The organism is Kribbella sp. NPDC056345 (assembly GCF_042262745.1).
Taxonomy (GTDB): domain Bacteria; phylum Actinomycetota; class Actinomycetes; order Propionibacteriales; family Kribbellaceae; genus Kribbella.
Map to the genome: position 1 here is coordinate 52,717 of NZ_JBHJQQ010000010.1, position 25,008 is coordinate 77,724.

General features: G+C 68.4%; 21 protein-coding genes and 1 riboswitch. Of the genes, 12 read left to right on the plus strand and 9 right to left on the minus strand.

What is annotated here, in order from left to right; genetic code table 11:
• The 3 genes from ACFCV3_RS30905 to ACFCV3_RS30915 all read left to right on the plus strand — a co-directional run.
• A partial coding sequence (locus ACFCV3_RS30905) for a LamG-like jellyroll fold domain-containing protein (protein ID WP_376035807.1) occupies window positions 1–2,502 on the plus strand: 2,502 nt, incomplete at its 5' end.
• Between the two features lie 78 nt (window positions 2,503–2,580).
• Window positions 2,581–3,384 carry an aldo/keto reductase gene (locus ACFCV3_RS30910; protein ID WP_376035809.1) on the plus strand — a complete coding sequence of 268 codons (804 nt, stop codon included), beginning with the start codon at window positions 2,581–2,583 and terminating at the stop codon, window positions 3,382–3,384.
• Window positions 3,385–3,388: 4 nt separating this feature from the next.
• A riboswitch (guanidine-III (ykkC-III) riboswitch) is annotated at window positions 3,389–3,456 on the plus strand.
• A 21-nt stretch (window positions 3,457–3,477) separates the two neighbouring features.
• Complete coding sequence (locus ACFCV3_RS30915; protein ID WP_376035811.1) at window positions 3,478–3,732, plus strand: hypothetical protein; 255 nt, start codon at window positions 3,478–3,480, stop codon at window positions 3,730–3,732.
• On the opposite strand, the gene ACFCV3_RS30920 is transcribed toward ACFCV3_RS30915, so the two are convergent.
• Window positions 3,729–4,559 (minus strand): hypothetical protein, encoded by an 831-nt coding sequence (locus ACFCV3_RS30920; RefSeq protein ID WP_376035812.1) that lies wholly within the window; start codon window positions 4,557–4,559, stop codon window positions 3,729–3,731. The two genes, ACFCV3_RS30915 and ACFCV3_RS30920, sit on opposite strands and share 4 nt — an antisense overlap.
• Before the next feature lie 187 nt (window positions 4,560–4,746).
• Between ACFCV3_RS30920 and ACFCV3_RS30925 the strand changes: the two genes are divergently transcribed.
• From ACFCV3_RS30925 to ACFCV3_RS30935, 3 genes are read left to right on the plus strand one after another with little or no spacing between them, the layout of a single operon-like run.
• Entirely contained in the window at window positions 4,747–5,781 is a 1,035-nt protein-coding gene (locus ACFCV3_RS30925) for an AAA family ATPase (protein ID WP_376035814.1), read from the plus strand.
• A gap of 29 nt (window positions 5,782–5,810) precedes the next feature.
• Window positions 5,811–6,773, plus strand: a complete 963-nt coding sequence (locus ACFCV3_RS30930; RefSeq protein ID WP_132407303.1) for a DUF58 domain-containing protein — start codon at window positions 5,811–5,813, stop codon at window positions 6,771–6,773.
• Window positions 6,773–7,726 (plus strand): VWA domain-containing protein, encoded by a 954-nt coding sequence (locus tag ACFCV3_RS30935; RefSeq protein ID WP_376035816.1) that lies wholly within the window; start codon window positions 6,773–6,775, stop codon window positions 7,724–7,726. The genes ACFCV3_RS30930 and ACFCV3_RS30935 overlap by 1 nt, the downstream gene beginning before the upstream one ends.
• On the opposite strand, the gene ACFCV3_RS30940 is transcribed toward ACFCV3_RS30935, so the two are convergent.
• Window positions 7,727–9,931 (minus strand): glycoside hydrolase family 9 protein, encoded by a 2,205-nt coding sequence (locus tag ACFCV3_RS30940; RefSeq protein WP_376035818.1) that lies wholly within the window; start codon window positions 9,929–9,931, stop codon window positions 7,727–7,729.
• Between the two features lie 189 nt (window positions 9,932–10,120).
• Here ACFCV3_RS30940 and ACFCV3_RS30945 point away from each other — a divergent pair, with 189 nt between their 5' ends.
• From ACFCV3_RS30945 to ACFCV3_RS30960, 4 genes are read left to right on the plus strand one after another with little or no spacing between them, the layout of a single operon-like run.
• The gene (locus tag ACFCV3_RS30945; RefSeq protein WP_376035820.1) at window positions 10,121–11,395 is read left to right on the plus strand and encodes an extracellular solute-binding protein; all 1,275 of its coding nucleotides are present in this window, start codon (window positions 10,121–10,123) and stop codon (window positions 11,393–11,395) included.
• A complete protein-coding gene (locus tag ACFCV3_RS30950) occupies window positions 11,392–12,297 on the plus strand; it encodes a carbohydrate ABC transporter permease (protein WP_376035822.1) in 906 nt (301 codons plus the stop codon). The genes ACFCV3_RS30945 and ACFCV3_RS30950 overlap by 4 nt, the downstream gene beginning before the upstream one ends.
• Complete coding sequence (locus ACFCV3_RS30955) at window positions 12,294–13,124, plus strand: carbohydrate ABC transporter permease (protein WP_132407269.1); 831 nt, start codon at window positions 12,294–12,296, stop codon at window positions 13,122–13,124. Before ACFCV3_RS30950 ends, ACFCV3_RS30955 begins: the two co-directional genes overlap by 4 nt.
• Window positions 13,125–13,164: 40 nt before the next feature.
• Window positions 13,165–14,175: a LacI family DNA-binding transcriptional regulator gene (locus ACFCV3_RS30960; protein WP_376035824.1), complete on the plus strand. Its 1,011-nt coding sequence runs from the start codon at window positions 13,165–13,167 to the stop codon at window positions 14,173–14,175.
• 224 nt (window positions 14,176–14,399) lie between these two features.
• Here ACFCV3_RS30960 and ACFCV3_RS30965 read toward each other — a convergent pair whose 3' ends face one another.
• The 6 genes from ACFCV3_RS30965 to ACFCV3_RS30990 form a co-directional block, all read right to left on the minus strand.
• Entirely contained in the window at window positions 14,400–14,897 is a 498-nt protein-coding gene (locus ACFCV3_RS30965) for a DUF3145 domain-containing protein (protein ID WP_132407265.1), read from the minus strand.
• A 516-nt stretch (window positions 14,898–15,413) separates the two neighbouring features.
• Window positions 15,414–16,649: a beta-ketoacyl-ACP synthase II gene (gene fabF / locus ACFCV3_RS30970; RefSeq protein ID WP_376035826.1), complete on the minus strand. Its 1,236-nt coding sequence runs from the start codon at window positions 16,647–16,649 to the stop codon at window positions 15,414–15,416.
• Window positions 16,650–16,760: 111 nt separating this feature from the next.
• Window positions 16,761–17,009, minus strand: a complete 249-nt coding sequence (locus ACFCV3_RS30975) for an acyl carrier protein (protein WP_132170617.1) — start codon at window positions 17,007–17,009, stop codon at window positions 16,761–16,763.
• A 75-nt stretch (window positions 17,010–17,084) separates the two neighbouring features.
• Window positions 17,085–18,080 (minus strand): beta-ketoacyl-ACP synthase III, encoded by a 996-nt coding sequence (locus ACFCV3_RS30980; protein WP_376035828.1) that lies wholly within the window; start codon window positions 18,078–18,080, stop codon window positions 17,085–17,087.
• Window positions 18,077–19,000, minus strand: a complete 924-nt coding sequence (locus ACFCV3_RS30985) for an ACP S-malonyltransferase (RefSeq protein ID WP_376035830.1) — start codon at window positions 18,998–19,000, stop codon at window positions 18,077–18,079. The genes ACFCV3_RS30980 and ACFCV3_RS30985 overlap by 4 nt, the downstream gene beginning before the upstream one ends.
• A 78-nt stretch (window positions 19,001–19,078) precedes the next feature.
• Window positions 19,079–20,284, minus strand: coding sequence for a PucR family transcriptional regulator (locus ACFCV3_RS30990; RefSeq protein WP_376035832.1), 1,206 nt, complete (start codon window positions 20,282–20,284; stop codon window positions 19,079–19,081).
• A 133-nt stretch (window positions 20,285–20,417) separates the two neighbouring features.
• On the opposite strand from ACFCV3_RS30990, the gene ACFCV3_RS30995 reads away from it, so the two are divergent.
• The gene (locus ACFCV3_RS30995; protein ID WP_376035834.1) at window positions 20,418–21,461 is read left to right on the plus strand and encodes a PHP domain-containing protein; all 1,044 of its coding nucleotides are present in this window, start codon (window positions 20,418–20,420) and stop codon (window positions 21,459–21,461) included.
• Window positions 21,458–22,963, plus strand: a complete 1,506-nt coding sequence (locus ACFCV3_RS31000; RefSeq protein WP_376035835.1) for a phosphatidylserine/phosphatidylglycerophosphate/cardiolipin synthase family protein — start codon at window positions 21,458–21,460, stop codon at window positions 22,961–22,963. Before ACFCV3_RS30995 ends, ACFCV3_RS31000 begins: the two co-directional genes overlap by 4 nt.
• On the opposite strand, the gene ACFCV3_RS31005 is transcribed toward ACFCV3_RS31000, so the two are convergent.
• On the minus strand, window positions 22,887–24,950 hold the full coding sequence (locus ACFCV3_RS31005; protein ID WP_376035837.1) for an NACHT domain-containing protein: 2,064 nt from the start codon (window positions 24,948–24,950) through the stop codon (window positions 22,887–22,889). The two genes, ACFCV3_RS31000 and ACFCV3_RS31005, sit on opposite strands and share 77 nt — an antisense overlap.
• Window positions 24,951–25,008 lie beyond the last annotated feature (58 nt).

The window sequence follows — 25,008 nt, forward strand, 5'->3', positions numbered from 1 at the left end:
TTTTCTTTTGGCCCCCTCCCCCCCCCCCTCATCGCACACCCATTCACCCTGGGCGGGGGGGCCGCCGCGCGGCCCCCCGCGACCACCCTCGTACCGACGGCGCAGGCCGCCCCGGCCGATTGGCAGCGCGGAACCCCGCCGCTCAGCACCCCCTGGACCGACGACGTCACACCGTCCAACGCGCTCCCGGAGTACCCGCGGCCCCAGCTGACCCGTCCGGAGTGGCGCAACCTCAACGGTCTGTGGGAGTTCGCGGCCGCAGCGCCGGGGGAGCAGCCCCCGATCGGCCGCACGCTCGGCGAGAAGGTCCTGGTGCCCTACCCGATCGAGTCCGCGCTGTCCGGGATCCAGCGGCACGAGGACCGGATGTTCTACCGCCGGACCTTCACCGTCCCCCAGCACTGGAAGGGCCAGCGGCTCGTCCTGCACTTCGGTGCGGTCGACTACGACGCCAAGGTCTGGGTCAACGGCCGCCTCGCCAGTACGCACCGCGGCGGGTACGACGGCTTCGACGTCGACGTCACGAACTACCTGCACAGCAGCGGTCCGCAGGAGCTGATCGTCTGGGCCGAGGACCTCACCGACGAGACCTTCCAGCCGATCGGCAAACAGCGCAAGGTCGGCGACCGCGGGATCTTCTACCAAGGCAGCTCCGGCATCTGGCGCACGGTCTGGATGGAGCCCGTCAACACGGCGTCCATCAAGCGCCTCCAGCTCACCCCGGACCTCCCCGGCAAGGCACTGAAGGTCACCGCGGACACCGATGGCCCGGCCGGCCTCGACGTCGAGGTGACGGCGTACGACGGTCGTCGTCAGGTCAGCAAGGTCCGGGGCAAGGCCGACACCGCGCTCCGGGTGCCGATCCCGAACCCGAAGGCCTGGACCCCCGATACGCCGTTCCTGTACGACCTCAAGGTCCGCCTGATCGATCGCCGCGGCAAGACCGTCGACGAGGTCGGTTCGTACGCCGGGATGCGGTCGGTCGGCCTGGTGAAGGGGGCCGACAGCAAGCTTCGGATGGGGCTCAACGGCAAGGTCCTGTTCAACCTGTCCACGCTGGATCAGGGCTTCTGGCCGGACGGTCTCAACACCGCGCCGACCGACGAGGCGCTCGCCTTCGATCTCGTGCAGCACAAGCGGCTCGGCTTCAACACCGTCCGCAAACACATCAAGGTCGAGCCTGATCGCTGGTACTACTGGGCCGACAAGCTCGGACTGATGGTGTGGCAGGACATGCCGTCGAGCAAGACCGCGGAGATCCCTGAGCCGTGGCGTGCACAGTTCAAGTCCGAGCTGCACGAGATGATCGAGGAGCACAAGAGCTTCACCTCGATCACCGTATGGGTCCCGTTCAACGAGGGCTGGGGTGAGTGGGACAAGACCGAGACCGGCAAGATCGCCGATGCGGTGAAGGCCCAGGATCCGTCCCGGCTCGTCAACGCCCACAGCGGTGTGAACTGCTGTGCCTCCAAGGGCGATTCGGCCCGCGGTGACCTCCTCGACCACCACGCCTATCTCGGCCCGGGAACCCCGTCCCCGGCGGGTGAGCGGGCCGCGGTCGACGGCGAGCACGGCGGATTCGGCCTGAAGACGCAGGACCACATGTGGTTCGGCGACGGCTTCGCCTACGAGATGACGCCGGACAAGGCCACGCTGACCAGACGGTACGTCGAGAATCAGCGCGACGTCCTGAAATCGGCCAACCAGTGCGGGATCAGCGGTTCGGTCTACACCCAGATCACCGATGTCGAGGGTGAACTGAACGGCTTCTTCACCTACGACCGGCAGGTCCCGAAGATGGACTTCGCCCAGGTCCGCACGATCAACGAGCAGATCATCGCGGAGGCGGACGGTACCGGAACCGGCGGGCCGAACCCCGGTCCCGGCACACCCGGTGCCGACGGCATCCACTTCTACCCGCTCGACGGCAGCACCGAAGATGCCGTCGGCAACAACGACGCCACGCTGCAGAACGGTGCGACCTTTGCCCCCGGCAAGAATGGTCAAGGCGTTGCGCTGAACGGATCCAACCAGTACGTCGACACTGGTGCCGCGCTGCTGGACACGAACGGCAACTACTCGGCCAGTGCCTGGGTGAAGCTGAACAAGGTGGACGGGTTCCAGACCTTCGTCAGCCAGGACGGTGATCGGGACAGCGCGTTCTTCCTGCAGTACTCCGGTGCTGACCAGCGGTTCGCGATGAGCTTCCCGGGCGTCCGCGCCCTCGCGCCGACCAAGCCGAATGCCGACCAGTGGTACCACGTGACCGGTGTCCGGGACGCCGGAAAGGGTGAACTACGCCTGTACGTCGACGGTCAGCCGGTGGCCGCGAAATCCGCCTGCACCCTGGACTCGACCTCAACCGGCAACACGGTGATCGGCCGAGCCAAGTTCGGCGGAAACCAGGTCGACTTCCTCGACGGCACGGTCGACCAGGTGCACCTCTACGACCGCGCGCTCACCGACCAGGAGGTCAAGAACCTGTACAACTCCGGCCGCTGACACTCGGACCCGAGGTGCGAGCACGTCGCAAACCACCGATCCTGGTTAGTACATATAGCCAAGGGAGAGGTGGATGCGATGGCAGCCCCGAGCCACCTGCTCGCACCTCAGGCCGTCAACAAGTTCCGCCCACCCCGGTTCGGCCTCGGCGGCTCGCGTCTGGGCGAACCGGACGGTGACGCCGCCGCGATCGCGACCGTCGACGCGGCGTACCAGGCAGGAATCCGGTTCTTCGACTCCTCACCGGCGTACGGCGACTCCGAAGCCAGACTCGGTACGGCGCTCGGCCGCCGCCCGCGCGGTGAGTTCCTGGTGTCCACCAAGGTGGTCGGCGCGGACGCCGCGGAGTCGGTCCGGGGGAGCGTACAGCGGCTCGGATTGGCAGTGGATCTTGTGCTCGTGCAGGAGCCGGGCGCGTTCGAGGCCGCCCTCCCTGTTCTCGACGGGATGCGCCGCGAGGGCGTGGTCAAGGCGATCGGTGCCGCATCGACCGACTGGCAAGCGCTTGATCGGCTCGTCCGCGACCACCGGCTGGATTGCGTCCTGCTGGCCGGCCAGTTCTCGCTGCTCGACCAGAGCTCGCGGCCGCTGCTGGATCGTTGCCTTGCGCGCGGAGTTTCGGTCATCGTGTCCGGCGTGCTGTCACCGGAGGTGCTGCACACCGACAGCGTGCCGGCCCGCCGGATCTCGGCCGTCTGCGAGCGGTACGGCGTCTCGCTGCCGCAGGCCGCACTCGCCTTCCCCGCCCGGCATCCGGCGGTCACCTCGGTGCTGATCTCGGCCGCGAGCCCGGCGGAAATCCGGGCCGACGCAGCTCTCGTCCGGCAACCGGTACCGGCGAATCTGTGGCGGGATCCGGAGCTTCTGCGTTTGCTATCGTAGAAAACAGGTCCCGCGCTACTGCGGGCCCCGGACGAGTGACGTCGTACCCGGTTGGCGAAAAGACGACGTCCGCCCCTTGGAGGGGCAGTTCCGATGCATGTTGTCGACGTTCTCGAAATCGTCGGTGCGCTCGTCATTCTGATCGCCTTCGCGGCCGCCCAGGCCGGACGATTGCGTCAGCGCACCCTCACTTACCAGCTGCTGAACTTCCTCGGCTCCGGCCTGCTGGCCCTGATCGCCCTTCAGGAATCGTCCTGGGGCTTCCTGCTGCTCGAAGGCAGCTGGGCCGTGATCAGCCTGATCGGTCTGCTCACACTGCGCAGGAAGCCTGAACCGCAACAGGCCTAGAACTTGTCGCCCGGGTTGGTCGCACTGGGCGGCCCGGTCGGGACCGGGGTGATCGGGACGGACCCGGTCGGGTCCGGTGTGGGGTTCTCGGTGCCTGGTGGCGGTGTGGTCGGCGTGATCGTCGTGGTGACGGTGTTCGTCGGCGTCGGGATCACCGGCGGCGGGTCGAGCGGCGGGGAGTCCTTGAACAGGAACCAGGCCAGCAACAGCGACAGCGCCATCAGGAGCAGCATCGTGGCCAGTGCGTACCAGATGGCAGCCCAGGAGGCCGGCCGCAGAGCGGTCGGCCAGGGCAGCGGCCAGATCCGGAACAGCCCAGGCCGGCGGCGGTTCTCCCAGTAGTGCCTGAACTCCGGCCCCCGGCGCCGCCCAGGCTGCGGGATCCGGTCCATCAGTACGGCGGACAGCACGTCCTCACCGCGGCGCTCGGCCAGCAGCCGCTCGTCCGACGCGGCGCTTGACCCGTCGTCCTCGCGGATCGGCCCGAGCGCGGCCCAGAGCGCGAGGTCGTCGTCGTCCTCGTCGTTGTGCGCCAGTACGACGTCCTCGGGCAGCGAGTCGACCGCGAACACGAACCGGTCCCGGGCGGCCGCGTCGTCGGCCGAACCCTCGGTCATCATCGCGACCACGGCGTTCCGCCCGCGCTCGTCACTGGCTGTGTACAGATAACCGGCCGCGTTCGCCCCCAGCCGGCCCCGCAACCAGAACTCGCCGACCCGCGGCGGATCCTCCGGCTGCAGCGGGAGCGCGGCAGGAATCAGCGACGCAGGTGCGTCCACCGGCGGCTCGGCCGGCTGCACCTCCGTCTGGGATTCGGTCGCAGTCATCGCCCCAATCCCACCACATCCCTGGTAGCACTGTCGCCGAGGGCGTGCCAGCCCCGGGATTTGACCCGCCGGGGAGGATGGGCGCGGTGGGCCATGCAGCGGCGGACCCACGGATCTGATGGAATGGCCGGTGTCGAACGCATCGGGGAGTGACAAGGTCCGCACTGTGGACCCCGGAAGGACAGGCATGACCGAAACCACTGTGCCGGCTGCAGCTGTGGCGCAGCAGTCCCGGCTGATCGGCGAGGCACTCAGCGAGGTCAAGCGGGTGATCGTCGGTCAGGAGCACATGGTCGAGACGCTGATGGTCTCGCTGCTGGCCAAGGGTCACTGCCTGCTCGAGGGTGTGCCGGGGGTCGCCAAGACGCTCGCCGTGCGGACCTTCGCGAGTGTGGTCGGCGGCACCTTCGCCCGGATCCAGTTCACCCCCGACCTGGTCCCCTCCGACATCGTCGGGACCCGGATCTACCGGCAGACCCGTGAGCAGTTCGACATCGAGCTCGGCCCGACGTTCGTGAACTTCGTGCTGGCCGACGAGGTGAACCGGGCCCCGGCCAAGGTGCAGTCGGCGATGCTCGAGCTGATGGCCGAGCGGCAGGTGTCGATCGGCGGCCAGACCTTCCCGATGCCGAAGCCGTTCATCGTGATCGCCACCCAGAACCCGATCGAGTCCGAGGGCGTCTACCCGCTGCCGGAGGCGCAGCGGGACCGGTTCCTGGTCAAGATCGACGTACCGCACCCGCGCGGGCACGAGGAGTTCGAGATCCTCCGCCGGATGAGCGTCGACCCGCCCGAGCCGCGGCCGGTGCTGCAGCCGGACACCATCATGGAGCTGCAGCGGACGGCCGAGCAGGTCTTCGTGCACAACCTCGTCGCGGAGTACGCCGTTCGCCTGGTGATGGCGACCCGGACACCGACCGACTTCCACCTGCCCGACCTGGAGCCGATCATCGAGCTCGGTGTCAGTCCGCGGGCGACGCTCGGCCTGGTCTCGGCCGGCCGGGCCCTCGCGCTGATCCACGGCCGCGACTACCTGCTGCCGAGTGACATCCAGACCGTCGCGCTCGACGTGATGGGGCACCGGATGGGCCTCACCTTCGACGCGGTGGCCGACAACATCGACCCGCGCGCGGTCGTCGAGCGCATCCTGGCCACCGTCCCGCCGCCGCAGCCGGTCTGGCGCGACGGCAGCGACGGCAGCGGCCGCCCGGAGTTCGTCTAGTGGCCAACCGTCCCGATCCGCGAGCCGCGATGACGATCTCGCAGCTCGCGCCCGAGCGTGCGTTGCGGCGGCTGGAGCTGACCGTCGTACGGCGTCTCGAGGGGTATCTGCACGGTGAGCACATGGGCCTGTTGCCGGGGCCCGGGACCGAGCTGGCCGAAGCACGTGCGTACCAGGTCGGCGACGACGTCCGGCGGATGGACTGGGCGGTGACCGCGCGGACGACGATCCCGCACGTGCGCGACCTGATCGCGGACCGTGAGCTGGAGACGTGGGCGATGGTGGACCTGTCCGGCTCGATGAACTTCGGGACGTCGACGCTGGAGAAGCGCGAGCTCGCGGTCGCCGCGGTGGCCACGGTCGGGTTCCTGACCCACCGGCTCGGTGACCGCTTCGGCGGACTGATGCTGCGGGACTCCTCGTTGCGGCGCTGGCCGGCGCGTTCCGGCCGCCTTGCCTTGTACGGTCTGCTCCGCGCGTTGCTGGCCGAGCAGTTCACCGCCGAGCAGTCGGCGCAGCGCAGTGACCTGGCCGCGGCCCTGGAGTCGATGGCCCGGACGCAACGCAAGCGTGGTCTGCGAGTGATCGTCTCCGACTTCCTCACCCCCGAGGACGGCGAGGTCGACAGCCGGCTCGAGCCGTCCTGGGAGCGCGCGATGCGCAAGCTGACCGCACAGCACCAGGTGCTCGCCGTGGAGATCGTCGACCCGCGGGAGCTCGAGCTGCCGAATATCGGCGTCGTCATGATCGGCGACCCGGAGACCGGTCAGGTCCGCGAGATCGACACCCGCCGCCGTAAGGTCCGCGAGGCCTTCGCGACCGCAGCCCTGGCACAGCGGGAACGAACCCGGATCGCCCTGCGTAGGGTAGGTGCGGGCCATCTGGTCCTGCGGACCGACCGGGACTGGGTCGCCGACACCGTGCGGTTCGTGCTCGCCTACCGGCGGATGGCTCCGCGTCTGCACCAACCGCCGAAGGGAGTGGCGCGCTGATGGAGTTCCTGTCTCCGAGCAGGTTGTGGTTCCTGCTGCTCATCCCGGCGGTCGTCGCGGTCTACCTGTACCTGCAGCACCGCCGCTCGCAGTACGCGCTGCGCTTCACCAACATCGCGCTGCTCGACCGGGTCGCGCCGCGCCGCCCGCAGTGGCGCCGGCACCTCGCGGTCACCTTCGCGCTGCTGGCGGCGATCTCCTGCATCGTGGCGTTCGCGCAGCCCAAGGACAAGGTCAAGGTGCCGCGCGAGCGGGCCACGATCGTGGTCGCGATCGACGTCTCGCTGTCGATGATGGCCACCGACATCGACCCGAACCGGCTGGAGGCGGCGAAGAAGTCGGCGAAGAACTTCGTCAACCAGCTGCCCGGCAAGTTCAACGTTGCCCTGGTCAACTTCGCCGGGACGGCCTCCATCATCGTGCCGCCGACCACCGACCGGGCGACCGTGCTGCGGTCGATCGACGGTCTGGATCTGGCCGAGTCGACCGCGACCGGTGAAGGCATCTTCACCTCGCTGCAGGCCCTCACCCAGGTCCCGCCGGATCCGGATCACCCGAACGACCCGGCCCCGGCGCGCATCGTGCTGCTCTCGGACGGCAAGCGGACGGTCGGCCGGACCGCGCAGGAAGGCGCGCAGGCGGCCAAGGCCAAGAAGACGCCGGTCTACACGATCTGCTTCGGTACCGACTCCGGCTTCATCGAGATGGACGGGATCCGGCAGCGGGTCCCACCGGACCGGGCCGAGCTCCGCAGCGTCGCCGAGATCAGCAACGGCAAGGCCTACACCGCGGAGTCGGCCGGTGAGTTGGAGGACGTCTACAAGGACATCGGCTCCTCGGTCGGGTACGACGAGGTGGACAAGGAAGTCACCTCCCGGTTCGCCGGGATCGCCATGCTCTTCACGCTGGCCTCGGCCGGTGCGTGCATCGCGATGGCGTCCCGGTTCCCCTAACTAGCTTTCGTCCGCGTACGTCGTCAGCCAGGCCAGCGCGGAGTTCCAATTCACCGCGACCTCGTTGGTCGAGTACGAGCCGATCTCGTCGATGTAGCACTTGGCCGGGGCACACCCCTGAAGGTTGCGCTGGGCAACGGGATCCTGCAGCCCTGAGTTCGGTCCACCGGCCAGCGAGCCCGGGTACGGCGAGGGATACGCCGGGTTCAGCGAATGGGACCAGAACCGGTGGTGCTGGTTGTGGCTGTCCCGCTCGCCGTACCCGGTCACGTAGGACTGGTTGATCGCGTTCCGCCCGAGCAGGTAGTCCAGCGACTCCAACGCCGCCGACCGGTACGACGAACGCCCGGTCAGGTCGGCCGCAATCGCGAGAATCATCGCGTTGTTCGCCGTACCGCTGTTCGATCCCCACACGTACTGACCGTTGGCCGGCTTGTACGGATTGGCGTAGCCCTGCGACCGCAGATCGGCAAGGTAGCTGTCGGCAACGGTCGAGATCCGCTGCACCAGCTTCAGCCGCTCGATGATCGACAGCCGCCACGGCACCCGGGCGAGCGCCAGATCCGCGAGCCCACCGGTCTCTTGCCACGAGAACCCGTCAGCCGCCTTCAACCCGGTCGTGATGCGACGCTTGTACGACGCCTTCCCCGTGGCAGCGAACAACTCGGCCGCGGCCCAGGAGAACTCGTCGGTCACCTTCACGTCGTCGTACGGGCCACCGCCCACGCCGCCGCCCGGCGCGTAGATCGCCGGATGCGCCTCAGCGGCCTTCCAAGCCGTCTGCGCGGCCGACAGGCAGCGAGCAGCCAATGCGCGGTCCCAGTGCGCGTACACGCGGGCACAACGGGCGCCGATCGCAGCGAGGTTGAGGGTCGCGGCGGTCGACGGCGGGTAGAGGTAACGCTGCTGCGGGTCGGCGGCCGGGGCGAGCGCCATACCGGTCCAGGCGACATCGTGGATCTTGTGGTGCACCATCCCGGCGAGCGGCTGACCGGCCGGGACCTGCATCCGGAGCAGGAAGTCGATCTGCCATTTCGCCTCGTCCAGCACGTCCGGCACCCGGTTCTCGTTCTCCGGGATCCTCAGGCTGACGTTGCGGTCCGACTCCTCGTACAGGTCGAGCAGCTGCCAGGCCGCGAGCGCCCCGTTCACGACGTACTTGCCGTGGTCGCCGGCGTCGTACCAGCCGCCGCGGACGTCCAGGATGTAGTCGCAGCTGCCGGGGACGCAGGGGACCGAGGTGTCACCCTTGTTCGGCGCGACGCCGAGGTGACCGGCCGCGCGGGCCCACGCGTCGCCGACGTACTTGGCCTCGATCGGGATACCGCTGCGGTTGTTGTAGAAGTACTCGAGCGATTCCTGCCGGAGGCCGGAGTACAGGTTCTTCGCGATGTCGAACGGCTCGCTGATGTCCTCGCCGACGACGAGCCGGAAGCCAGTACCAGAACGCTTGTAGGCACCGAAGTCGATCAGCTGCACACTGTCGCCCGACAAGGCATCCGGCCCGTACGGCGTGGTCTTGCCGACGGCAACCGTCTTGTTGCCGGCATCAACGAGCTTCCAGTCCAGGGGAGTGGTCTGGTCGGTGACATAGGTCGCCCGGTGCGGACCGGTGGGCAGATAGCCGAGCTGGTTGACCCGGACCGGTGAGCCGAAGTCGCGTACCCCACCAGGTGGCACGATCCCGCCGGTGACCGAGATGTTGTCCAGACACAGCGTGTATGCCTCGGTCGCGCCACCGGCCTGGAAGGACATCTGACCGTGCGTGTCGGTCACCGGTGAGTTGCCGGTGAAGCTGAAGCTCTGCATCGTCGTACTGGCCGTCACGCTCTGGCCGAGCACTGTCCCGTACGGCGGCCCCTGCTGCTGCAGAACCGCCTTGAACTGGATCGGCTTGCTGGCCGACGCGTCGAACTTCAGCGTGTACGGCTGCCCCTCCTCCAGCGGTAGGTCGTCCTGGCCGATCATCGAGTCCCAGGGATTGACGGTCCCGGCCGGGATCTCGGCGCACAACCGCCCGTCGGCGACCGCGGCCGGGGTATTCGAGCTGGACCACCAGGGCTCCCGCTCGGTGTCGAAGGTCCCGTTCAGAATCCGTTCGTACGGCGGATCGGCCGCGGTGGCCGAACTGGGGATGAGGGTCGCGGCCAGGACGGTGAGCGCGGCGGAGCCGGCGATCACGGCGGATCGTCGTGCTGAGGACATGGGCACTGCCTCCGGGGAAACGCTGGGAGCGGTTGCAGAAACCGGGCGGAATCCGCAGCCAAGGTGGCGCCATGGTCCCGAGGCTGCCTGGCCGTGTCAAGACTGAGAAGGGGGTTCACAAACGGGCGGCAATCGCTTACCTTCGGCTGGAAGCGCTCCCAGTTTCTTCCAGTTTCGAGGAGAGTCAGGATGTCGGCAAAGTGGTGGGCAGCAGTCGCAGTTGGCCTGGTGGCCGTGACCGGGTGCGGGGGTTCGGGTGGTGACGCGGCGGCCGACGGCACGATCACGCTGACCGTGAAGACGTTCAGCGAGTTCGGCTACGAGGACCTCTACCGGCAGTACGAGGCGTCGCACCCGGGGATCAAGATCAAGGCCGACAACATCGCCAAGCTCGCCGACTACACGCCGAAGCTGCAGCAGTGGCTGACCGCCGGCAGCGGCGCCGGTGACGTGGTCGCGCTGGAGGAGGGCATCCTGGTCAAGCTGATGGCCAAGCCCGACCAGTTCGCCAACCTCCTCGACTACGGAGCCGGCAGCCTGAAGGGCAACTTCCTGGACTGGAAGTGGAACCAGGCGCTCAGCACCGACGGTTCGAAACTCGTCGGTCTCGGGACCGACATCGGTGCCCAGGGCATGTGTTACCGGACCGACCTGTTCGCGAAGGCGGGGTTGCCGACCGACCGGGAGAAGGTCGGTGCGCTGTGGCCGACCTGGGACGAGTACCTTGCCACCGGCAAGAAGTTCACCGCTGCGAACACCGGCGCCAGCTTCTACGACACGTCGGGCTCGATCTACCAGAACATCCTGATGCAGCAGGGCGATACGACGTACTTCGATCGCAGCAACAAGCTGATCGTCGACACCAACCCCGGCGTTCGCAAGGCGTGGGACCAGACCGTGCAGATGGTCGACGCAGGGCTGTCCGGCAAGCTGCAGATGTGGAGCCCGGCCTGGAACGCAGGCTTCAAGAAGGGCACGTTCGCGACCATCCCGTGCCCGGCGTGGATGCTCGGCATCATCAAGGACCAGGCCGGTCCGGAGAACGCCGGCAAGTGGGATGTCGCCCGGGTGCCGGGGGAGGGGGCGGTCCGCGGTGGCTCGTTCCTCGCCGTACCGTCGCAGAGCAAGCACCCGAAGGAGGCCGCCGAGCTGGCCAAGTTCCTGACCAGCCCGGAGGGTCAGACCGCGGCCTTCAAGGCGAAGAACAACTTCCCGTCGGCGCCGCAGGCTCTCGACGACCCGGCTGTGGCCGGCGCGAAGAACGAGTACTTCAACAACGCGCCGGTCGGCAAGATCTTCGGTAAGTCGGCCAAGGAGCTGAAGCCGGTCTACCTCGGCCCGGAGAACCAGCAGGTCGGTGACGCGATCGGGGACGCACTGACCGCGCTCGAGCAGGGCAAGCTCAAATCCGAGGAGGCCTGGACCAAGGCACTGGCCGACGCACAGCGGGCCGCCGGCAAGTGACGCGCCCCAGTCGCTGGAACCGCTTCGACCTGCACGGGTCGCCGTACGTCTTCATCGCGCCGTTCTTCCTGCTCTTCGCCGCGTTCGGTCTCTTCCCGCTCCTCTACACCGCGTGGGTGTCGTTGCGGTCCTGGGACCTGACCGGTGATGCCGGGTTCGTCGGGCTGGAGAACTACAGCCGGCTGCTCGGCGACCCGGACTTCTGGAATGCGTTGGTCAATACGCTCGGGCTGCTTGTGCTCGCGACGGTTCCGCAGTTGCTCCTCGCGCTGATCGTCGCGGCCCTGCTCAACCGGCCGCTGCGAGCACTGCTCTTGTTTCGGCTCGGTGTTCTCGCGCCGATCGTCACGTCGGTCGCTGCGGTGGCGATCGTCTTCGGTCAGCTCTACGGCCGTGACGCCGGCCTCGTGAACGGCGTACTCGGGCTGGTCGGCATCGATCCGATCGACTGGCAAGCGAGCAAGACGTCCTCGTGGATCGCGGTGTCGAGCATGGTCAACTGGCGATGGATGGGGTACAACGCCTTGATCTACCTGGCCGCGATGCAGGCGATCCCCCGTGATCTCTACGAGGCCGCGCAGATCGACGGCGCCGGCGCGGTCCGGCAGTTCCGCAACATCACCGTGCCGTTGATCCGGCCTGCGCTGATCTTCACCGTGGTGATGTCGATCATCGGCGGGATGCAGTTGTTCACCGAGCCGCTGCTGTTCGGGCAGGGCGATGTGTCCGGTGGCAGTCTGCGGCAGTTCCAGACCATCGCGATGTACATGTTCGAGCAGAGCTTCCAGAACTTCGACTACGGGTACGGATCCGCGGTCGCCTGGATGATCTTCCTGCTCACCGTGGTCGTCGGTGTCATCAACCTGCTGATCGGCCGCCGGCTGCGGGGAGGAACGCAATGAGGCAACCCCGTAACGCCCTCGTCTACCTGACCTTGCTGGTCAGCCTGGTGCTGTCGGTGTTCCCGCTGTACTGGCTGTTCGTGGTGGCGACCCGCTCCAACGATGTCGTCGGCCAGTTCCCGCCGCCGCTCGTCCCGGGCGGGAACCTCGGCGACAACATCCAGCGGCTCTTCGGCCCGGAGGCGGAGGAGGCGCACTTCGCCCGTGGTCTGCTCAACTCCGCGATCGCGTCGGTCTGCGTCACGATCTCGGTGGTGTTCTTCTCGTCGCTGGCCGGGTTCGCGTTCGCCAAGCTGCGGTTCCGCGGCCGCAACGCGCTGCTGATCTCGGTGCTGGCCACGATGATGGTGCCGGTACAGATGGGGATCGTGCCGCTCTACATGGTGATGGTGAAACTCGGCTGGCAGAACCACCTGCAGGCTGTCATCGTCCCGTTCCTGGTGTCGGCGTTCGGAGTCTTCCTGATGCGCCAGTACGCCGAACGCGCCATACCGGACGAGTTGATCGAAGCGGCCCGCCTGGACGGCTGTACGACGTTCGGGCTGTTCGTCCGGGTGGTTGCGCCGGCACTGCGCCCGGGCGCCGCCGTACTGGGGCTGTTCACGTTCATGGGGACCTGGAACGAGTTCCTCTGGCCGCTGGCGGTGATGGAGGCGGACAATCCGACCGTCCAGTTCTCCCTGAGTCAGCTCGCCACGCAGTACTACACGGACTACACGCTGATGTTCACCGGCACGCTGATCGCAACCGTGCCGCTGCTGCTCGTCTTCATCCTGTTCGGCCGGCAGCTGATCAGCGGCATCATGGACGGCGCTGTCCGGTCCTGATGCCCTACTCTCTATCCACTCACATGTTAAGGACCACCAGGTGACAGACCAGCTCAAACGCCAAGTGACGCTCGACGAGGTCGCCGAGCGTGCCGGTGTGTCGCGTTCGGCCGCGTCCCGGGTGATCAACAACGCGCCGCACGTCAGCAAGGCCAAACGGGACGCCGTCCAACGAGCGGTGAGCGACCTCGGCTACGTGCCGAACGCCACCGCCCGCGCACTGGCCACCCAGCAGGTCGGCGCCGTCGTGCTGGCGATCTCCAGCGACAACCCGCAGGTCTTCACCGACCCGTTCTTCGCCGACGTCGCAGTCGGGGTGAACTCGGTGCTCGAGGAGACCGAGCTGGAGCTGATCCTGCAGCTCGCAACGTCCACGCGGGGACAGACCCGGCTCGAGCAGGTGCTGCGGACCCGGCAGGCCGACGGCGTGATGCTGATGTCGATGCACGGTGACGATCCGCTCGCCCAGATCGCCGAGGACTCCGACGTACCGGTCGTCTTCGGTGGTACCCCGGCGAACTTCGAACCTCGGTACTACGTGGACGCGGACAACCGTGGTGGGGCCCGGCTGGCCACCGAGCACCTGGTCGCGACCGGCCGGACCCGGATCGCCACCATCACCGGCCGGATGGACGAGGGCGCCGGCACCGCGCGGTACAAGGGCTATCAGGACGCGCTCGCGGTGGCCGGCCTGGACGCGAGCCGCGTCGTCTACGGCGACTTCAGCGAGGAGGGTGGTGGCCGGGCGATGGAGCAGTTGCTGGCCGAGCACCCGGACCTCGATGCGGTCTTCGTCGGATCGGATCAGATGGCGATCGGCGCGATGCGGGTGCTGAAGGACGCGGGGCGGACGATCCCGGGCGATGTCGCGGTGGTCGGCTTCAACGACGTCGTGCTCGCGCGGCACACCGAACCGCCGCTGAGCACGATCAGTCAGCCGATCCAGTCACTCGGTCGCGAGATGGCGCGGATGCTGCTCGCGCTGATCGCGGGGGAGTCGCCGACTCCACTCATCCTGCCGACCAAGCTCGTCCGGCGCGCCTCGAGCTGAGGACGCACGAAGGGCGCGGATCCTGTCCCGAGGATCCGCGCCCTCCACGTGGTGCGGCCGCTGTTTGTTGAACACCGGGGGTGTCCCGACACCCGGTGGCCCAGCGGCCACGGCCCCTCCACCCTTGTAGAACGTCTGATGCTCACTCTGCCCGAAAAGTTCGGGGTTTGTCTGTGCTCTTCAAAGCTTCTTCTCAAGTTCTCAGCCAGTGCTCAGCATTGGCCTCAGACCACCTGATGCAGCCAGCGAACCGGAGCGCCGTCTCCGGCATACCGGAACGGTTCGAGCTCGTCGTCCCAGGGCCGGCCGAGCAAACGCTCGACCTCCTCGGTCAGATCGGCCTCGCCGGTCGCCGCCTTCAGCATCGCTGCCTTCAGCCGCTCCTCGGGCACCATGATGTCGCCGTGCACCCCGGTGGTCGCGTGGAAGACGCCGAGCGTCGGCGTGAACGAGTAACGCTCACCCTCGACGCCGTTCGTCGGCTCCTCGGTCACCTCGAAGCGCAGCTTCTGCCAACCGCGCAGCGCTGATGCGAGCTTCGCTGCCGTGCCGGCCTCGGCCTGCCAGGACAGCTCGGCCCGATACGTGCCTTGTGCCGCGGGCTGCGGCGTCCAGTCGAGTTTCACAGGCACACCAAGTACGCCGCCTGCGGCCCACTCGACATGCGGACACAACGCTGACGGCACCGTGTGGACGTACAAAACGCCACGAGTCGTCGCCACCGGGACCTCCTGTGTTCGAGGGGCGCCTTCCCCAGCGATCTCGAGCACAACTCTGGCCATCCCAGCAGAGCAACTGGGTCCATCCTGCACCACGACCCCCTCAAACACCAGTAACCTCGCCGTGTCAACCACATCACCACCGTGTCGCAACCTTCGTGCACCCCGAAACGGTCGGCCAGTTCGGCTGCCTTCAGGCACACGCCGGCCGCGTACAGACGAGCGGGTCGCCGACCGGACCTGTTCGCGTGGGTCAGGACACCCTGCGGAGGGCCTGAACAGGTCATTACCTGTCTCGGCCCACCAGTTCTTGTTCACGCCCCCGGCACGTGGCTCGGCGCATGGGCGGAGATCGCGATCCGTGAAGCGGGTTGCAAAGCCGATTGTCAGCGGGGGGACGATGCCGCGAGCGCGGTCGATGCCGCCGGCAACCGTTTCTGTTCGGCGGCGAGCTTGGGGGCGGAGGTCGGGGGGGCGACCGCCGGTGCCCCCGCGATCAGGTCGCGGGGGCTTTGGTTGTCAGATCGTCTTGAACGCGATGGCGGCGTTGTGGCCGCCGAAGCCGAACGAGTTGTTCAGCGCGGCCAGGTCGCCGTCGGGCAGCTTGCGCTGCTCGGTGGCGATGTCCAGGTCGATCTGGTCGTCGAGCTTGTCGAGGTTGATCGTCGGCGGGACGACGCGGTGGTGCAGCGCGAGCACGGTCGCGATCGACTCGACCGCGCCGGCGGCACCGAGCAGGTGACCGATCATCGACTTCGGTGCGGTCGCGATCGCGTGGTCGGCGTCCTTGCCGAGCGCGAGCCGGATCGCCAGCGACTCCGCGATGTCGCCCTGCGGGGTCGAGGTGGCGTGCGCGTTGATGTGCATGATGTCGGCCGGGGTCAGGTCGCCCTCGGCCATCGCCCGCTCCATCGCCCGCCGCGCACCGGAACCGGTCGGGTCGGGCTGCGCGATGTCATGACCGTCGGCGGAGATCCCGGCACCGGCGACCTCGGCGTAGATCTTCGCGCCGCGCGCGACAGCGTGCTCGTAGGACTCCAGCACCAGGACGCCGGCGCCTTCACCAAGCAGGAACCCGTCGCGGTCGGTGTCCCACGGCCGGGAGGCGCGCTCGGGCTCGTCGTTGCGCTTGCTCAGCGCCATCATCTGGCTGAACGCGGCCAGCGGCAGCGGCATGATCGTGCCCTCGGTCCCACCGGCCAGGACGACGTCGGCGCGGCCGAGCCGGATCTGGTCCAGGCCGAGCGCGATCGCCTCGTTGCCGGAGGCACAGGCCGAGACCGGGGTGTGCACACCGGACTTGGCGCCGAACTCGAGGCCGACGTACGCGGCGGAGGAGTTCGGCATCAGCATCGGGATCGCCAGCGGCGAGACCCGGCGCGGGTTCTTCAGCAGGGCGTCGTAGTTGGACAGCGTGGTGTGCAGGCCACCGATGCCGGTGGCAACGGCCACACCCAGCCGCTCCTTGTCCAGCCCGGCGTCCTCCAGGCCGGCGTCGGCCCAGGCCTCACGGGCGGCGACCACGGCCAGCTGGGCGTTGCGGTCGAGGCGGCGGGCCTTCACGCGCTCGATGATCTCGGTCGGCTCGACGGCCACCGGGGCGGCGATCTGGACGGCCAGGTTCTGCACCCAGTCGTCGGTCAGCCGGCGTGCGCCGGACCGTCCGGCCAGCAGGCCTTCCCAGGAGCTGGCCACATCGCCGCCGAGCGGGGTGGTGGCTCCGAGCCCGGTGATCACGACTCGGGTCTTCGACATCTGTACCTCATCCTTCACGAGATCTGGGGGACCAAGGGAGAGCCGGCCGGTGGTGCTCATCGGTTCTGAGCCCGATGAGCACCGGCCAGCACGGTGACGATCTGAGCTGGATCAGCCGTTCAGGCCGCGCTCGATGAACGCGACGGCGTCGCCGACGGTCTTCAGGTTCTTGACCTCGTCGTCGGGGATCTTCACGTCGAACTTCTCCTCGGCGGCCACGACGACCTCCACCATGGAGAGCGAGTCGACGTCGAGGTCGTCGGTGAAGGACTTGTCCAGCTGGACGTCCTCGACCGGGATACCGGCGATCTCGTTCACGATCTCGGCGAGGTCGGAACGGATCTCTTCGGTGCTGGCCATTGCGGTGTTCCCTTCGAATGATGTGATTCAGCCGGTGCGGCCACCTGAGCCGCCCCGGACAACTATGACGGCTGCCTAGGGCAACCGAATGACCTGGGCGGCGTACACCAGACCGGCGCCGAAACCGATGACGAGCGCGAGGTCGCCGCTCTTGGCCTCGCCGGACTCGCGCATCGCGGTGATCGCGAGCGGGATCGACGCGGCCGAGGTGTTGCCCTGCCGTTCGATGTCGCGGGCAACCTTCACGTGCTCGGGCAGTTTGAGCGCACGGCGCATCGCGTCGGTGATCCGCATGTTCGCCTGGTGCGGCACGAACAGGTCGAGCTCCTCGGCCGGTACGCCGGCGACGTCGAGCGCCTGCTGTGCGGTCTTGGCCATCTCGAACGACGCCCAGCGGAAGACCGGGTTGCCGTCCATCGTGAGGTGCGGCCAGTTCTGGCTGCCGGCCGCCTCCTGCCACGACTCCTTCTGGCTGATCACCTGGTGCTGGGTGCCGTCGGAACCCCATACGACCGGGCCGATCCCCGGCTCGTCGGTCGGTCCCACGACAGCCGCACCGGCGCCGTCGGCGAAGATGAACGCCGTACCGCGGTCGGTCCGGTCGGTGATGTCGCTGAGTCGCTCGACGCCGATCGCCAGCACGTACTTCGCACTGCCACCGCGGACCATGTCACTGGCCAGCGCGAGGCCGTAGCAGAAGCCGGCACACGCCGCGGAGACGTCGAACGCGGCCGCGGTCGGGGCGCCCACCTCGACCGCGATCCGGGTCGCGATCGCGGGGGTCTGGTAGAGGTGTGTGACGGTGGCGACCACCACGCAGCCGATCTGGGCCGGGTCGATCCCGGACTCCTTCAGCGCGTCCTTGGCTGCCTCGACCGACATCATCAGCACGGTCTCGTCGTCGGAGGCCCAGCGGCGCTCCTTGATCCCGGACCGGGTCTGGATCCACTCGTCACTGGAGTCGATGTGCTCCAGGATCTCCGAGTTCGGCACGATCCGCCGCGGCCGGTACGACCCGATGCCCAGGACTCCGGCGTACTGCGCACCGCTCGCTGCAGTGATAGCGGTCATGAGGGGTCTCCATGCTTGTGGACGAAGGCGCGGGCGTCGTCGAGCTGGTCCGGCGTCTTGAGGGCGAAGGTCTCGACGCCCTTCAGGTTGCGCTTGGCGATCCCGACCAGCGTGCCGGCCGGAGGCAGCTCGAGGATGCCGGTGACACCGAGCTCGGTGAAGGTCTGCATGCACAGGTCCCAGCGGACCGGGGAGTTCACCTGGGCGACGATCCGCTGCAGCGCGTCCTGGCCGTCGGTGACGACCTGACCGTCGCGGTTGGAGAGCAGCTTGGTGGTGGGCTCACCCGTCCCGATCGCCGTCGCGTACTTCGCGAGGGTCTGGACGGCCGGCTCCATGTGCTTGGTGTGGAACGCGCCGGCCACCGACAGCGGGATCAGCCGGGACTTCGCGGGCGGGTCCGCGGCGAACGCGGCCAGCTCCTCGACGGTACCGGCGGCGACGATCTGGCCGGGGCCGTTGTCGTTGGCCGGAGTCAGCCCGTACTCCGCCAGCTTCGCGAGCACCTCGTCGCGGTCGCCGCCGAGCACCGCGGTCATCGAGGTCGCGGTCAGTGCGGCCGCGCCGGCCATCGCCTTCCCGCGCTCGCGGACCAGGACCATCGCCTGCTCCACGCTCAACGCACCGGACAGCGCAGCGGCGGCGAGCTCACCGACACTGTGACCAGCCAGCGCACCAACCTGGGCGGGGTCCGTGAACAGTGCGGGCGCGGTGGCCAGGCCGGCCGCGACCAGCAGCGGCTGCGCGATCGCGGTGTCGCGGATGGTGTCGGCATCCGCCTGGGTGCCGTAGTGGGCGAGGTCGAGACCGGCGACCGCGGAGAGCCAGTTGAGCCGGCTCTCGAACACGGGATCGGCGAGCCACGGCTCGAGGAAACCTGGGGTCTGGGCACCCTGACCGGGCGCGACGATGACGAGCACGTGACCACTCTCCCTGTTCCGGGCCGTTCGCGGGCCGGAATGCAGCACGAATTCTGACCGGCCCTGTTTGTAGAGATCCTACAAAACGGTGCTTCCCGGCTCCGGATTGAGCAGGCGACCGAGGGCGAGTGCGACACGCAAGGTGAAAGCGTCTCGGGGATTCAGCGGCTGGTAGCCCGTGAGATCGGCCACACGCTTCAACCGGTACCGGACGGTATTGGCGTGAATGAACATCGCCCGGGCCGTCGCCTCGATCGAACCGCCGGAGTCCAGGTACGCCGAAATCGTGTCGAGCAGCACGCCTTCGCCCACCGTGAGCGGGCCGTACACCTCAGTGGCGAGTTGCCGGCGGGCATGACCGTCTCCGGAGAGTGACCGCTCCGGGAGCAGTTCGTCGGCCTGGACGGGTCGCGGCGCACCTGGCCAGGCCGGTACGGCGCGGAGTCCGGCGACCGCGGCCCGGGCCGACGTCACGGCCGCCATCAGGTCTTTCACCACCGGCCCGACCACGATCGGGCCAGGTCCGAACCAGTGGGCCAGCCTTTGTACGATCTCCACAGGTTTGCTGGTACCGCCGAGAACCACCACCAGCCGGTCGCCCTGGATCGCACACAGAGCGTCAGCACCCGCCTCGCGGGCCGCGTGCCGGACGGCGTCGGCCACGTTCGCATTGCCCTCAGCCGCCGGCGCGCGCCCGACGACCACGGCGACTTCGGCGGATCCCGTCGTACCGGCGGCTCCCGTCCAGCCCAGCGCGGAGGCGCGGGATCGGACCGAATCGTCGGCCTCGCCGCGGATCACCGAGTCGACCACGAGCGCTTCCAGCCGCGCGTCCCAGGCGCCACGCATCTCCGCGGCCTGCGCGTAGACGGTCGCGGCCGCGAACGCGACCTCGCGGGCGTACCGCTGCATCGCCTGCTGCACCACCGGTACGTCGTCAGGCGGCAGCAGGTCGTCGATCGCGGTCTCCATCATCTCGATGGTCGTCCGGACCAGGTCGACCGTCTGATGCAACGAGATCACCCGCGTGAACTCCCGCGGCGCGGACCCGAAGATCCGCGTCGGCATCGACGAATGCTCCTCGGGATCGCGGAACCAGTCGACGAACGCGGTGATCCCCGACTGCGCCACCAGCCCGATCCACGACCGGTCCTGCGCCGACAACCCCCGGAACCACGGCAGCTTGTCCTCCATCGCCGCCGTAGCCGCAGTGGCCAGCGCCCCCGTCTGCCCCTGCAGCCGATCCGCGCGAGCCCGATGCCCCCGATCCGTCTGCTTCGCCACACCCCGACCATACGCACCCCGCCACCCGCATTTGGCTGGGTAGGCAGGCAAATGGGGGGTTCTGTACCGTTGACCAGAGTGCCGAACCCCCGATTTGGGTGGCTAGCCAGCCAAATGGCGGGAAGATGGGGGGATGACGGACAAGGCCGGTGTGGATGCTGCCGTGGAGGCGTTGCGGGCGATCGGGTACTACCTGGAGCGGGATCGGCAGCCGACGCATCGGGTGAAGGCCTACCGGCGGGCGGCGGACACCATCGAGGCATTGCCGGCGGCCGAGGTGCGGGCGCGGCGGCGGGCCGGGACGCTGACCGAGTTGCCGGGGATCGGGCCGAAGACCGAGGCCGTGATCCTGGAGGCGATGGACGGCGCGGTCCCGTCGTACCTGACCAAGCTGGAGGGGTCGGCCGGTGCGCTGACCGACGAGGGTACGGCGATGCGCGCGGCACTGCAGGCCGATCTGCATCTGCATTCGGAGTGGTCCGACGGCGGCAGCCCGATCGAGGAGATGGCGCGGACGGCGCATCGGCTCGGGCACAAGTACATGGCGCTCACCGACCACTCGCCACGACTCACCGTTGCTAACGGGCTGTCAAGGGAACGCCGGCTGCAGCAGCTCGAGGTCGTTGCCGAGCTCAACAAGAAGCTGTCCAAGGAGCTCGACGGTTTCACCATCCTGAACGGGATCGAGGTCGACATCCTCGACGACGGTTCGCTCGACTGCGATTCGGAGATCCTGGCCCGGCTCGACCTCGTCGTGGCCAGCGTGCACTCCAAACTCCGGATGGCCTCCGAGCCGATGACCGAGCGGATGGTCAAGGCGATCGCCAACCCGCACGTCGACGTACTGGGGCATTGCACCGGCCGCCTGATCACCGGCGGCCGCGGTACCCGTCCCGAGTCCGACTTCGACGCCGAGGTGGTCTTCGAGGCCTGCCGCCAGTTCGGTACCGCGGTCGAGATCAACTCCCGCCCCGAACGCCTCGACCCGCCGAAACGCCTGCTCGCCCTGGCCGCTGAGATGGACTGTGTCTTCAGCATCGACACCGACGCCCATGCACCCGGCCAGCTCGACTGGCAGGTCTACGGGTGCGAACGCGCCGAGGCCTGCGACATCACACCCGAACGCGTCATCAACACCTGGGCCAAAGACGAGCTTCTGGCCTGGACCGCGCAGTGACCTACCTGCTTCCCGCGTTGCCGACGTCGACCGGGTGCACTGTCAGTCCACTGATCGACGGCGCCGAGCACTCGGCAGCGATCCGTGCGGCGCTGGAATCGGTGGGGGCGGATGGGTTCGTCTACCTGACCGGTTGGTGGCTGGGCCTCGGACGTGGTGGATTCGAACTCCTCCCGAACGGCGATGCCCGGCTGACCGAGGCGCCGCCGTACTGTGTCAATCCGTGGCCGGAAGGGGAGCCCTTCGTCGATCCGGTGAACGAAGAGTCCGCGCTGGTGAAGTTGCTGGCGGCAAGGATCGCCGCCGGGGCCGAGGTCCGCGCGCTCGGCTGGGTGTCGGCGTCGGCCGTCCGCCACCCGCGGGTGACCAAGCTCGGCGGCGCCGCGCACGTCACGGCGATCAACACCCTCACCCTGCGCTCGCTCCGTGAGTTGCGCGCGGTCGGCGCGGAGGCGCTACCGAGCACGATCGGCCACCTGGCCGGCTCGAGTCACAGCAAGCTGATGCTGATCTCGGACGGCCGGAACACCATCGGCTTCACCGGTGGCCTCGACCTCGAGCTGAGCCGCTGGTCGCGTCCGGATCACCAGGGGAAGCAGATCTGGCACGACGTCGTCGCCCGCGTCGAAGGCCCAGCCGTCCAAGGCTTCTACGACCACTTCCGCACTCTCTGGGAGGCCAGTCGCTCAGGCCGTTCGCAGAACCTTCCGCTCGACAACGACCGGTTCGTCTCGATTCCAGCCAGTACGACGGCGCTGCCGCCGCGCGCGATCCCGGTCCGCGCGTCCGGTGGAACGCAGTCGGTGCAGAACCTCCGCACCCTGCCGTCGACCAAGTACCCGTGGTACGTCCCGGCCCGGCCCAAGCCGTTGCCTGAGGCAAATACCTTCGAGTACCGCGACGCCCTGCGGCACGCGATCGGGCAGGCCCGGCGGTACATCTATCTCGAGGACCCGCTGATGTGGTCCGGCGAGGTGATGACCTGGGTCCGCGACGCCGTACGGCGGGCCCCGGACCTACGCGTGATCCTGCTGACCGCCGGTGTCGACGACCCGAACGACCCGCCCCTCCCGCATCCGGAATACTTCTGCCAGTCCGTCAACCACGCGCTCCTGGCCGGTCTCGACGACACCCAGCAGGCGCGCGTCTCGGCGTACCGGCGCCGTGGCGTCGTCGTCCACGCCAAGACCGTGCTGGTCGACGACGAGTGGGCCTGCATCGGCTCCTGCAATATCGCTCAGCGGTCGCTCTACACCGACATCGAGCACGGCATCGCCTTCACCGGCGACGTTCCGGCGTACCGCGAGAAGCTCTGGAGCCACCACCTCGGTACGACGCCCGCCGGGGCACTGCCGGCCTGGCTCGATGCCTGGCCGGCCGCCGAGCCGCTCGACGTGGTTGCACTGCCGGTCGAGGAGGTCCCGTTCAGTGCCCGGCAGCGCCGGCGTTATGAGGACTTTCATGACCCGGACTCGCGGGGGTGGCGCGTCCGGGTTCTTTGACCAGCCAGTCGACGTAATCGACGTGGCGGAACCGGTAGCTAGCCCCCGACTGTTGCAGGATGCCGCGGCGGCGCGCGTCCTCGAGGAACGTGAGCAGCTGCCAAGGAAGGTCCACCGGGGTGTGCGAGCGCCACAGCAGCCTGGCCAGGAAGAAGCGGAACCACGCGACCGCTCCGGCTGAAGGATCGACCTCCTCGGACTTGAACAGCAGATGCACCACTGCCCAGGGCAGGCCGTTGAACAACCCGCCGGACAGGCCGGCGAAGATGCCGAGGGAGAGTGCCAGCACCGGCCCGGACAGGATCCAGCAGGCAATCGCGCAGGCGAGACCATAGGCGATGAAGTACGCGAGCACGAAGACGCGTTCGCGCTCGAGGACGCCGGCCGGGCTGACCGCCTCCTCGACCTTGACCGTGCTCGTGAGGCCGTAGACGACGCCGAGCGGCAGGCCGAACCCCGCCAGCGCCCAGACCGCGGACAGGTCGTGCTGCAGGACGAACACCGCGCCACCGGCCACCAGCCCGACCAGCAATCCGCCCGCAAGCCCGACCGCGAATCGACCTCCGAAGCGGAATTCGACCGTGGTCGGCTTCAGCCGCGAGTGCGCCGCACTCACCCCGATGACCGTGCCGACCACGACACCCGAGAGGAGTCCGATCTCCGGGGTGAACAGGTAGCCGACTCCGATGCCCACACCCACACCTGTGGTCAGCAGCGCGGTGAGCGCGGCCAGCCGGCTGACGACCGGCTCGGCGGCGTCCGCGAGCCGCCACCAGGAGATCAGGTCGTCCGCAGTCCCGCCGGAAGTCTTCGTCCGGCGCCGCCGGTCGACGTCGCGGGCGAGGTAGGTGATCCAGCGCGTGACGGCCTCCACATCCCAGGTCCGGGCGTTCGGCCCCCACCGCGGGTGCTTGGTGAACTGGGCCGGGATCAGGGCCTTGAAGACCTTCTCCTTGATCTCTTGAGCGGTCATGCCCGACCCGGACAGCGCGGCCGGATCGCCGGCGAAGGTGACCGAGGCGAGCCACACCATCAGCGGGGTCGACAAGGCCTCGGCGAGCGGCTTGTGCGCACGCAGCGCGGCGGCCCAGGCCTCGGGCGCGCTGTCCCGGACAGCACGCAGATACTTGACGATGTCGTCGACGACCAGCGGCTGGATCTCGACCACCGCGGTCCCGGCGACGCCGTGCCGGCCGCGCTTCCTGCTCACGGCGTCGTCGTACTCCCATGGCCGGCTGGTCAGCACGAACTGAAACTCCTCGTCATGCTCCGACAGCAGCTCCAGCGCGGTGACCCGCCGCGGTGCGGGCATCTCGTCCAGGCCGTCGAACATCGGCAGGATGCGCTCGCGGACCAGCCGGATCAGATCGGCGCGGCGGTCGCCCTTCTTCCGGCCGCGCGAGAACTTCAGGCCGGGATAGGTGTCGAGCAGGAAGTCGGCCAAGAAGTCGTCGACGTCCTTGCGAACGTCCCAGGCCGACAGCGGGACGAGCACCGGAACCCGGCCGCCGATCCTGGCCGGTGCCTTGAGCAGCTGCTGCATGAGCTCCAGCAGCAGGCCGCTCTTGCCCGCACCACCCTCGCCGAGAATCACCCAGCGACGCCGCCGCAGGCGCAGGAACTGCTCGGTGACGTTGTCCCAGCCGCCGTCCAGCGAGCTGCGCATGACCTTGCGTCCGTCGCTGTCCATCAGCTTCACGTCCGCCGCCGACCAGCGCACCGGCAGGTGTCCCTCGTTCAGCTGGTTCGCCTTCTTGTCGTCCTTGTACTGTCCCACCACCCGCCCTTTGAGTTGCTCGGCGAGCGAGTCGACGTCGGAGGTCGTCGGGGTGCCCGGGGTCAGCCAGTAGCCGGCCAGGGCGACGGCGACAGTGGCGACCAGACCCAGGATGTCGATGATCGGACTGGTCGTCAGGGCGTGCAGCACCACTGCGACGGCTGCCATCAGCGCCGCGCACAGGAACGCTCCCAGAACTTTTCGCGCCATGTGTGATTGTCCAATGACACATGGTCACCACGCCACTCGGGCATGTCGGCGTACATTT